The sequence below is a fragment of the Sphingobium sp. SG1 genome, from assembly GCF_057063145.1.
The window spans coordinates 1-230 of record NZ_JBVVOJ010000121.1 but is presented as its reverse complement, the minus strand read 5'-3'; the positions used below and the strand labels follow the sequence as shown (position 1 = coordinate 230).

The following is a 230-nucleotide window of genomic DNA, read 5'->3' as shown; positions in this document are numbered from 1 at the left end:
AACATCGATCCGAAGGACCTCGCCAACGCTATCCTCGGCCACACCGAGGCGACGTTGCCGGGCGCGGACACCGTCAGCGGTGGCGACGGCAACGACATCCTGTTCGGCGACCTGGTGAGCTTCAGCGGGATCAACGGTGAGGGCTACAACGCACTGCAGGCATTTGTGGCGCAGAAGACCGGCGTGGCTGTCTCTGCGGTGACCGCCTCTAACGTTCACCAGTACGTCAC

General features: G+C 63.5%; 1 protein-coding gene. It reads left to right on the top strand.

Going from position 1 to position 230, the window contains the following annotated elements:
• The coding region (locus tag AC0KVN_RS27790) for a hypothetical protein (protein ID WP_483656895.1) at nucleotides 1–230 on the top strand (230 nt) is incomplete at both ends.